The following is an 8,911-nucleotide window of genomic DNA, read 5'->3' as shown; positions in this document are numbered from 1 at the left end:
CTCTGTTCGGCCTGCGGGGCGCCGGCCGGGCAGATGCCGCTGACGGTACGGGAGTGGACCTGCCCGTGTGGGGTCACCCATGACCGGGATGTCAATGCCGAGATCAACATCCGGGCCGAGGGACGCCGGATCGTCGCCGCTGGACGGAAACCTGTGCCTGAGATGGGCGGGAAGCGGAGACGGAAAACGCCTGCGGAGACCGGTAAGTCCCCTGCGCCCGCTCCTCGGGGCGAGCGCGGGGGCACGGTCGATGAAACAGGAAGCCACAGAAGTGCCGCGTGACACCACACGGCACAGGCTGAATCCCCGGCGTTCACGCCGGGGAGCGCGTCAATGCTCCTGCCTCTGCCGGTCCTCCCGCCGGGCCGTTCGGGGTCTCCCCCGCTGCGGGGCTTGGTTGTCCTCTTCGGGCGAGGCTTTTCCTGCTGTTGTTCGGCCGCCGGCGGGTCGGGCTCGACCGACATGCGCCGGTCACCTTTGCGGATCTCACCTTCTCCAGCCCGCTCACGCGGCCTGCGCGTGCTGTCCGGCGTGGGCGACAGGGCAGTTGGGGCGGGGCCGGCGCTCGGTGTCTCCGAGTCGAGCGGCGTCGGCGTGGTCTCGCGGGTCTCGACGTAGCGAAGCGTCGCGACCTGTGTGGGCGTCGGGCTTGCTTGCGCCTCGGTTTGAGCGTCTGGCCAGGCTGCCTGGACGCTCAGGCCCATGGCGGTCGAGAGGATACCGGCGGCTGGGGCGACCGCGCGCCAGTCGATGCGCGAGGTGTCAGGGCCGTACCAAGCTGCGCCGTCTTCCTCATCGTTGTCGGGGGGCGTCGGCGTGGAGTACCGCCGCGGGTACAGCGGCGCGGCTGGCCCGCTGTCGTCGGCGGGCCTCTCAGCGTCGTCGTGGGATTCCTCGTTGCTCGGCCCGGTGTCCGGGCTCGGCGGCGGGCCTGCGTCGGCAGGCCCGGACGGCTGGCTCATGCCGTACGGCGCGCGGTGCCACGGCCGGTCCGCCGATGCCGAGAGGGTGGGTCGTCGTGCTCACCGTGCTGCCCCGCGCCTGAAACGCCACCAGCTCGCGGCCTCCCGGCTCCCCCTGTTCCAGGGCCCGGAGCAGCTGGGACACCTTGGCCTGCAGCGTGTTGACGGGGGTTGCCCGGTGGATTGTCCCTCCACAGATCCTCGGTCAAGCGGTCGGCCGACACCGGACGTCCCTCGTGAGCCAGCGGCCATCGACGCCTGCGTCACGGCGGCAGGATCGCGGTGGTGGGCTCGATCAGCTCCTAGACATGATGTGCGGCGGCAACGTCGGCAAGATGCTGGTCAGGCTCTGACCCGCCGCCCGCCCGAAGAGGACCTGCCCGCACGCAGGCTCCCGGGGTCATCCCGCCGTTCGTACGGGCCGTCCACCGGCGGGCCAGGTCGTCCTGATCACCAGTTCGGCCACGAGCAGGTTGGTCATCCATGACAGCCATGCGCCCCACACGTACGCGTCCTCGAACGGGACCCCGGACATGCGCAGCACGATGAGCCAGAGCCGGAAGGTGACCGCGGCGAAGATGAGCGCGTACGACCTGGTGATCCAGATCCGGTGCCGGTTCACCTGGCGACGCCGGATGGCGACGAAGGCGGCCACGGCTGTCAGCAGCATGAGCACCGCCAGCGTGCCGAACCCCAGGGCGGCCACCGGCCCGGTATAGCTGGTCGGCGCCAGCAGCAGCCCGCCGATCCCGGCCGCCAGCGCGCCCGTGAGATAAACGCGGCCGGTGAAGCGGTGCACGGCGGGGAAACGCCGTCTCAGCCGGCTCACGAACTGCGCCGGCCCCAGCGCCAGCGCCACCACCCCACCGGCCACATGGAGGAAGAGGGAGCCTTGGCGGGCGAGGTACACCGCCTTCTGCGGCTCCAGGAAGACGTCCGGATCGAGCGTGAGATACGGGGACGTCAGGAGGACGACAGCGGCGGCCAGGACGGTCATCGCCGCCCAACCGGCGCGGCGGGCCGGCGACCCGGCGGGAGCGTTGAGGGATTCCTTCATGGCCGCTGACGCTACGGACGGGCCGCCCGCGCAGCGTCCCCCCGCCGGGGTGAGCACCCGTACCCCCGAGGGGGTACGCGACCCCGGACGCGCGTCGGGGACACGTGCCCTCGCTCAGGAACGGCCCTCGCCCATGTGACCGCTCTGGTAGGCGATGACGACCGCCTGCGCGCGATCACGGGCGCCGATCTTGGCGAGGATGCGCTTCACGTGGGTCTTGGCCGTCGACTCGGCGATCGCGAGCAGGTCTGCGATCTCCTCGTTGGAGTAGCCCTCCGCGATGAGGCGCAGCACCTGCCGTTCGCGCTCGGTGAGCTGGGCGAGCCGTGACCAGTGGGGCGCCGGCGCGGCGGGCGCGTCCGGCGATCTCGCCACGAACCGGCCGATGAGGTCACGGGTGACCGCGGGGTCCAGCAGCGCGTCGCCCGCGGCCAGGGTGCGCACGGCGTCGATCAGCCGCTCGGGCGAGGCGCGTTTGAGCAGGAAGCCGCTGGCACCCGCGCGCAGCGCGCCCCATACGTACTCGTCGTACTGGAACGTGGTGAGCACGAGCACGCGGGCCGGCAGCCCCGCCGCGACGATGCGCCGGGTCGCCTCGATGCCGTCCAGGCCGGGCATCCGCACGTCCATCACGACGACGTCCGGCGCGAGGGACCGGCACAGGGCCACGGCCCGCAGGCCGTCGGCGGCCTCGCCGACCACCTCGATCCCGTCGGCGGTGGCGAGCACGACCGCCACCCCCGCCCGGAGCAGCGCGTCATCGTCGGCGAGCAGCACACGGACGGTCATGTCACCGGTCCTTCCTGCTCGGCGGAGGGGCCGTCACCGGACGACGGGCCGCCTCCCTCGGGTGAGGCGGCGGCGCCCCCGGGTGAAAGAGCGGAGGTCGTGGGCAACGGGAGCACGGCGCGCAGCCGGAAGCCGCCCGCGCCGGCCGGGCCGTGCCACAGGGTGCCGCCGAACAAGGCGACCCGCTCGCCGATGCCGAGCAGGCCGCGTCCCGGCTGGTAGCCGGGAGGCGACCCGCGTCCGTCGTCACGCACGTCGATGTCGAGCGAACCGCCGTCGTGGCGGACGGTGACGGTCGCGGAGGTCGCGTCGCCGTGCTTGAGCGCGTTCGTGAGGGCCTCCTGGACGATTCGGTACGCCGAGAGGTCCAGGCTATGGGGCAGTTCCGGCGGTGTGGGGTCGATCTGGACCCGGACCTCGATCCCGGCCTCCGTCATGCGCCCGGCCAGCTCGGGCAGGCCCGCGAGCCCGGGCTGGCCGGTCTCGCCGTCGTCTCCCGGGCTGTCGCGGCGCAGCACGCCGAGGACGCGGTCGAGTTCGGCGAGTGCGGCGCGGCCGGTCTGCTCGAGGCCGAGGAGGAGTTCGCGGGCCTTGGCGGGGTCGCGGTCGAGCACCCTCCGCCCTGCCCCGGCCTGCACCAGCATGAGGCTGACCGTGTGCCCGACCAGGTCGTGCAGTTCGCGGGCGATGCGCGCCCGCTCCTCGGTGACGGCCTGGCGCCGCATCAGCCGCCGGGCGGCGAGTTGCTCCTCGCGCCGCCGCGCCGTGCCGTACCCGACCAGCCAGGTCAGCAGCCACACGAACACCACACCGCCGATGGACGCGGGCCGGGGCGTGGGCCGGACGGCCACGAAGTAGGCGGCTATGTAGATGATCGTGAGAACCAGCCCCCAGCGAGCCCGTCGCCGCGTCGCGTGCAGCCCGACGGAGTACACGCCGATCTGGTTCGCGTACGGCGCGAGCACGCTGGGGGCGGCGACGATGACGCCGGCGACGAGGGCCGTCGCGCCGAGGACGAAGGCCGGGAGGGGTGTGCAGCGCCGCAGAGCCAGGCCGGTTGTGATGCCGAGCCCGCAGGCCAGGGCGGCCGGGAGGCTCGCGCTCGGCAGGGGGGCCACCACGAGCCGTTCGGCCAGGTACAGGGCCAGGAAGAGCGCGCCCAGAGCGCTGTCGGCGATCAGTGCCGTGGCGCCGCGCGGGGCGGCCGTGCGTAATCGGTTCCAGACATCCGCGACCATGACGCCGGACGCTACCGCACCGCGAGGACCCCGTCGGGGCCGCCGCGCGCCGAGGGGGCGGATGTCCGATCCGGGGCGCCGTACTGGTGGGCGTGTCTATTCAACTGTCGCGAGTTGTCGTTCCCATGGGACCCCCATGGTGACGTTCCGTTTTCATCGACATCGACACGGCCCTCATGGCGGTGGTCGACGCCTGGACCGCGGAACGAACCCCGTACGGCCGCCACTGACTTCAGCCCCGTTCCGTGGCCAGGAGCTCGCGTCCGCGCTCCGGCGTCATCAGGTGGGCAGCCCGGGGATCGGCCGGCAGAGCGATCGGTGCGAGATGGTCCTCATGCAGCGGCCGCCAGTGAACGAGGGCGTCACGCAGGCGTCGCGCAGGCGTCGAGAGCGGCATGCGCGGCCACGTCGAACTCCGGGTTGCCGGAGCAGAGCCGAACCCCCGGTTCCTTCCGCCGCGCCTGATGACGGCCGAGCAGGTGCTTGACCTGCTGTGGGCCGCGGTCCCGCAGGAACTGGAGCGTGGCACCAGAGCCGAATGCGGCGAGCCTGTTCGTGCGCCGCGAACAGCAGCGGCAGGACCTGCGCGGCGGTGACCGCATCCGGGTGGCCTGCACCCGGATGCCGCCCCTCATCCCCGATCCGAGCCGGCAGCAGCGCGACCTCGAGCGGGAACGCGCCCTCACCGCGCTGGTCAGGACCTTGCCTGATGAGTCGTCCGCCGGTGAGCACTGCCAGGTGTCGCCAGATTTCGGCGGTTTCCAGGAGCCGGCCGTTTGGGGCCTGGAGCGAATCCTGCTTGCCAGACAGTACGTTGACAGCCGAACATGACGACCAAACGCATGGTTCAGAGTGCGTGACCGTGATCCCCCAAGGGCAGCAGGAAGGTCTGCGATGACCGTTCTCGACTTCCACGTGGAGATCAACGGCGAGCACGGCGGCTATCAGGTCGTCGTCCGGGCACCTGACGGCAGCGAGGCGGCGACGCCCCTGCGCCTGCCTCCGCAGACTGAACTGGAGCAGCTTCTGGCGCGTATCCCTGACGCGGTCATCGCCTCCTCGGCTCGTGTGCGTCGCAGCGCGGTTGGTGAGGAGATCCCCGTGCAGCGACTCGGACGTCTGCTGTTCGACGCGCTGCTGTCCCGCGACGGCGACGGGAGAGCGCTGCTGCTGGCCAGCCGACAGCGCGCGGCCCGTGAGGATCGAAGGCTCCGCATGATCCTGCACGTCAACGCGCCGACGCTGGCTCGCCTGCCCTGGGAGTTCTTGTACGACGCCGGCGAAGAGACGTACCTATGCTTGGCGTCCCCGCTGGTGCGCCACCCCCAGGTGCTCGCCCCGCGTCGCCCGCTGCAGGTGGCTGGGCCCCTACGGATTCTGTGCATGATCGCCCGCCCGGACGACCAGCAACCAGTTGCGGTGGAGGAAGAGCGCCGCCGCATGCATCAAGCCATGGCCGAGCTCCAGGCGCGTGGCCGGATCGAGTTGGGCTGGGTGGCCGGGCAGAGCTGGCGTGACCTGCGCCGCGCACTGCGTCCGGCCATTGGCGGCCCTTGGCACGTCTTCCACTTCATCGGCCACGGAAGCTTCGACGGGGCCACGCAGCAGGGCACATTGGCCCTGGCCGACGAGTATGGCGGCACTCGCCGGCTGGGCGCGGACGACCTGGCCATGGTGCTCAACGGGCATCCCAGCCTGCGCCTGGTGGTGCTGAACGCCTGTGAGACCGCCCGTACCAGCCAGGACAACGCCTTCTCCAGCGTCGCGGGCTCGCTGATGCGTACCGGCATGCCGGCGGTGCTGGCCATGCAACACCCCATCTCCGATCCAGCCGCTGTCGAGTTCGGCCACGCGTTTTACGAGAGCCTCGCCGAACACCTGCCCGTGGACGTCGCGGTGATGGAGGCCCGCCAGGCCATCAGGCTGGCCCTGCCCGGCACGCTGGAATGGGGTACGCCAGTGCTTTACCTGCGCTCGCTCGACTCCTCCACCGCCCACCTGTTCGACCTCACCACCCCCTCTCGGCCTCCGGTGACCGCACCCCGTTTGGGACAACCGCCACCCATAAGGCAGGAACTCCCGCGAATCGACGTTGGCCATGCCCCCTTCCCGGAGCCCTCGACGTCCGCTCCCGCCGGTGATCGGCGGGTGAGCGTGGAGCCGGACATGGGACGGGGCAAGCTGCGCTTATCAAGGTGGATGCTCATTGTGATCACGCTCGTCGTGATCACCATCACCGGGGTCGCCTACAACACCTACAACTGGATCGCCAACCAATACTTCGTGGGAGCCCGCGGCGATGAGATCGTCGTGTATCGCGGCGTCGACGTTTCCATCGGCCCGCTCGAACTGAAGGGCGTCGAATACGCCAGCGGCCGTGCCCTCTCCTCGCTCTCGGAAGCCGACCAGGCTCTGGTGCGGGCCGGCATCGTCGTCACCAACCGGGACGACGGGCTGCAGAGGATCGAGAATTTGCCATCCCGGAAGGGGAGCTGATGACCGAGATCCAAGCCATACAGGCCGACATCTTCGTCGCCCCGCACGCCACGTCGGCGCAGGAACAGCCGATCGTGGCCGCCTTGACCGCACTGGGACTATCCACCCGGGTCAGGATGTTGCCCCCGCGTCGAGGCCCTGAGCAACTGGAGTGGCTGATCCTGGCCGCTCTACCGCTTCAGGCGTTCCTGAGCGGTCTGGGCACCAAGATCGCCGATGACGGCTACCGAGGACTCCAGAAGGCCGTGCGCGCGGTCATAGGTGGCCGCGGCTCCGTGCCCGACTCCGTCCCCGGCCCCCCAGTCGTGCTTCAAGACCCTGCCACTGGGCTGCAGATCGTTCTGGACGCCGACCTTCCTGAAGAGGGTTATCAGCAACTCGTCACGCTTGATCTCACCCAGTTCGAGCTCGGGCCCGTCCGGTACGACCGCGTCCAGCGTCGCTGGCGTTCCGACCTCGACGAAGCTCGACCGCGCTGAAGGCAGGGGAGAGTTCGAACGCCTTCTATGGCCGATCCGCTGATGGAAGGGGGCGGCGCATCGACACTGCATCGTGTCAGAGTTTTGTCTTCCCACGAGCCTAGGGAGCGTCTGACAAATGATGGCGCGATCATCGGCAGGTGATCGATGGCATCTTGTGGCGGTTACGAGCCGGGACGCCGTGGCGGGACATTCCCGAGCGGTACGGCCCTTAACAGACCTGCTACGAGCGGTTCAAACGCTGGGAAGAGGACGGCACCTGGGCTCGCCTGCTGGAGGAGGTGCAGGTCAAGGACGACTCCCTCGGCCAGGTCGAGCTGACCGTCAGCATTGACTCCACCATCGCCCGCGCCCACCAGCACGCCGCCGGAGCCCGGAAAAGGGGACGACAGCGGGACGATCGATACGAAGCAATCAAAAACCGGCAGGCGCTCGGACGGTCCCGAGGCGGGCTGACCACCAATCTGCACTTGCTCGTCGAGGCCCGCGGCCTGCCGCTGGTCCTGCACCTGACCGGCGGCAACATCGTCGACTGCACCCAGTTCGAGGCCGCCCTGGCCAAGCTCCGGCTCCGCCGCCCGAACGGTCTTGCCCCGATGGCGGAGTCTGAGGGTGTCGCGTTCGTCCGGGCGGATGTTGAGCGATTCTGTGCGGAGCTGGTGGGGGTGGCGCCGGCAATCAGGCTGGCCAGGCTGGCGGAGTTGCGGGTGATGCTGGAGGGCGTGGTGGCGACGGCCTCGGCGCAGGCGATGGCCGATGCTCGGGATGAGGGTTGGGGGCTGCGTCGGATCGGCCGCCAGGTGGGGATGTCGCACGAGCAGGTACGACGGACGCCGGCCGGGCCGTCGCCGACTCCGGGGCGGGCCTGAGTCTCGCTGGGCAGATCGTGAACGCATCGCCCTGCCAGGGCGGAGGCGAAGATCACGTTCCATGATCGATATGGCCTGCGGCTTCGACGACGAACGGGACGTGCCCGCCTGGTTCAGGACCGCCCGCCGCATCCGGAGACGCCGGGACGGGGAGGCTGCCACCTGAACCCCCGCGCAGGGATGCGGCGTGCCGGTGTGGCGGCTCGTCCCCATCCAGCTCGCACAACAGCGTCCAAGATCTGCACCGCTCGACCCAGCCGATCGGGGGAAGTCGACCGTCAGCTGAACTCGCCGACGATGACAAGGGCGAGTCCGGCTAGTACGTTGAACCCGGCATTGATCATCAAGAATCGCATCTTCGACGCGATGCCTGGCCGATCGTGCAACACGAAGCGGAACAGCACGAACTCGATCACACCGGCGGCGGCCACCAGCAGGCCACCGATTGTCCACCAGTTCACGAGCGAACCTCCAACAGACTTCTAGGAGTTACCGGTACAGGCCCAAGCTGCCGGCCGACGTCTTGGTCTGCTTCGCGACGTAGTCGACCAGGAAACTCCGCCCGCCCGCGCGGGAATCGCCCGTGCTGCGTGAAGTACTTCAGCAACAGCGCGAAGGCCAGACGCGTGCCCTCCTGCTTCGCACCGACCAGGCCCACCTCATCGCTCAGCACCGTCCAGCGCTCGATGAGTTCATCCATGCCAAGCGGCGGACGTTCCATACCCAGAGATCCGCGCCAGACGCTTCGGCATTACAGAAGATCAGGCTAGGGATCTTCAGGGTTTGGCGGCCCATGACACATCGGTTGCTCACAGATCCGGCCGTAACAACGTTGAGATCTTCATACGCCAAGATCTTCCCCGGCCTCCGTTCCGGACAGCACGGAATCGAGCGAGGAGCGCATGGGCATGGGTCGATGGATGATCGGGCTGGCTCTCATGCTGACAGCATCGGTCTCGGTCACTGGCATGCACGCCGAAGCCGCCACCCGTCCAGATCCGGTCGCGGCGCTGAAGCGGCA

At 69.8% G+C, this 8,911-nt stretch carries 11 protein-coding genes; 6 read left to right on the top strand and 5 right to left on the bottom strand.

The features are described from left to right. Positions 1-282, top strand: a 282-nt coding sequence (locus ACIBQ1_RS51600) for a zinc ribbon domain-containing protein (protein WP_397289572.1), incomplete at its 5' end; no start/stop codon positions are given. A 1,080-nt stretch (positions 283-1,362) separates the two neighbouring features. Here the strand turns inward: ACIBQ1_RS51600 and ACIBQ1_RS51595 are convergent. The 3 genes from ACIBQ1_RS51595 to ACIBQ1_RS51585 form a co-directional block, all read right to left on the bottom strand. After that, positions 1,363-2,019 (bottom strand): DUF2306 domain-containing protein, encoded by a 657-nt coding sequence (locus ACIBQ1_RS51595; RefSeq protein ID WP_397289570.1) that lies wholly within the window; start codon positions 2,017-2,019, stop codon positions 1,363-1,365. A 114-nt stretch (positions 2,020-2,133) separates the two neighbouring features. After that, positions 2,134-2,808 (bottom strand): response regulator transcription factor, encoded by a 675-nt coding sequence (locus ACIBQ1_RS51590; protein ID WP_355382691.1) that lies wholly within the window; start codon positions 2,806-2,808, stop codon positions 2,134-2,136. Further along, positions 2,805-4,046: a sensor histidine kinase gene (locus ACIBQ1_RS51585; RefSeq protein WP_397289568.1), complete on the bottom strand. Its 1,242-nt coding sequence runs from the start codon at positions 4,044-4,046 to the stop codon at positions 2,805-2,807. The genes ACIBQ1_RS51590 and ACIBQ1_RS51585 overlap by 4 nt, the downstream gene beginning before the upstream one ends. Before the next feature lie 522 nt (positions 4,047-4,568). Here ACIBQ1_RS51585 and ACIBQ1_RS51580 point away from each other — a divergent pair. From ACIBQ1_RS51580 to ACIBQ1_RS51560, 5 genes are all read left to right on the top strand, one after another. Then, the gene (locus ACIBQ1_RS51580; RefSeq protein WP_397289566.1) at positions 4,569-4,877 is read left to right on the top strand and encodes a hypothetical protein; all 309 of its coding nucleotides are present in this window, start codon (positions 4,569-4,571) and stop codon (positions 4,875-4,877) included. Positions 4,878-4,940: 63 nt separating this feature from the next. Next, on the top strand, positions 4,941-6,542 hold the full coding sequence (locus ACIBQ1_RS51575; protein ID WP_397289564.1) for a CHAT domain-containing protein: 1,602 nt from the start codon (positions 4,941-4,943) through the stop codon (positions 6,540-6,542). Next, complete coding sequence (locus ACIBQ1_RS51570) at positions 6,542-7,021, top strand: hypothetical protein (protein WP_397289562.1); 480 nt, start codon at positions 6,542-6,544, stop codon at positions 7,019-7,021. The genes ACIBQ1_RS51575 and ACIBQ1_RS51570 overlap by 1 nt, the downstream gene beginning before the upstream one ends. 140 nt (positions 7,022-7,161) lie before the next feature. After that, positions 7,162-7,236 carry a hypothetical protein gene (locus ACIBQ1_RS51565; RefSeq protein ID WP_397289578.1) on the top strand — a complete coding sequence of 25 codons (75 nt, stop codon included), beginning with the start codon at positions 7,162-7,164 and terminating at the stop codon, positions 7,234-7,236. 66 nt (positions 7,237-7,302) lie between these two features. Then, entirely contained in the window at positions 7,303-7,890 is a 588-nt protein-coding gene (locus tag ACIBQ1_RS51560; protein ID WP_397289560.1) for a transposase, read from the top strand. A 278-nt stretch (positions 7,891-8,168) separates the two neighbouring features. Here ACIBQ1_RS51560 and ACIBQ1_RS51555 read toward each other — a convergent pair whose 3' ends face one another. Together ACIBQ1_RS51555 and ACIBQ1_RS51550 are read right to left on the bottom strand one after the other, a co-directional pair. Continuing rightward, positions 8,169-8,351 carry a hypothetical protein gene (locus ACIBQ1_RS51555; RefSeq protein ID WP_397289558.1) on the bottom strand — a complete coding sequence of 61 codons (183 nt, stop codon included), beginning with the start codon at positions 8,349-8,351 and terminating at the stop codon, positions 8,169-8,171. Further along, positions 8,348-8,590 (bottom strand): hypothetical protein, encoded by a 243-nt coding sequence (locus ACIBQ1_RS51550; protein WP_397289556.1) that lies wholly within the window; start codon positions 8,588-8,590, stop codon positions 8,348-8,350. The genes ACIBQ1_RS51555 and ACIBQ1_RS51550 overlap by 4 nt, the downstream gene beginning before the upstream one ends. Positions 8,591-8,911 lie beyond the last annotated feature (321 nt).

The organism is Nonomuraea sp. NPDC050153 (assembly GCF_044460125.1).
Classification (GTDB): Bacteria; Actinomycetota; Actinomycetes; order Streptosporangiales; family Streptosporangiaceae; genus Nonomuraea.
This window is presented reverse-complemented; position numbering and strand designations above follow the sequence as displayed.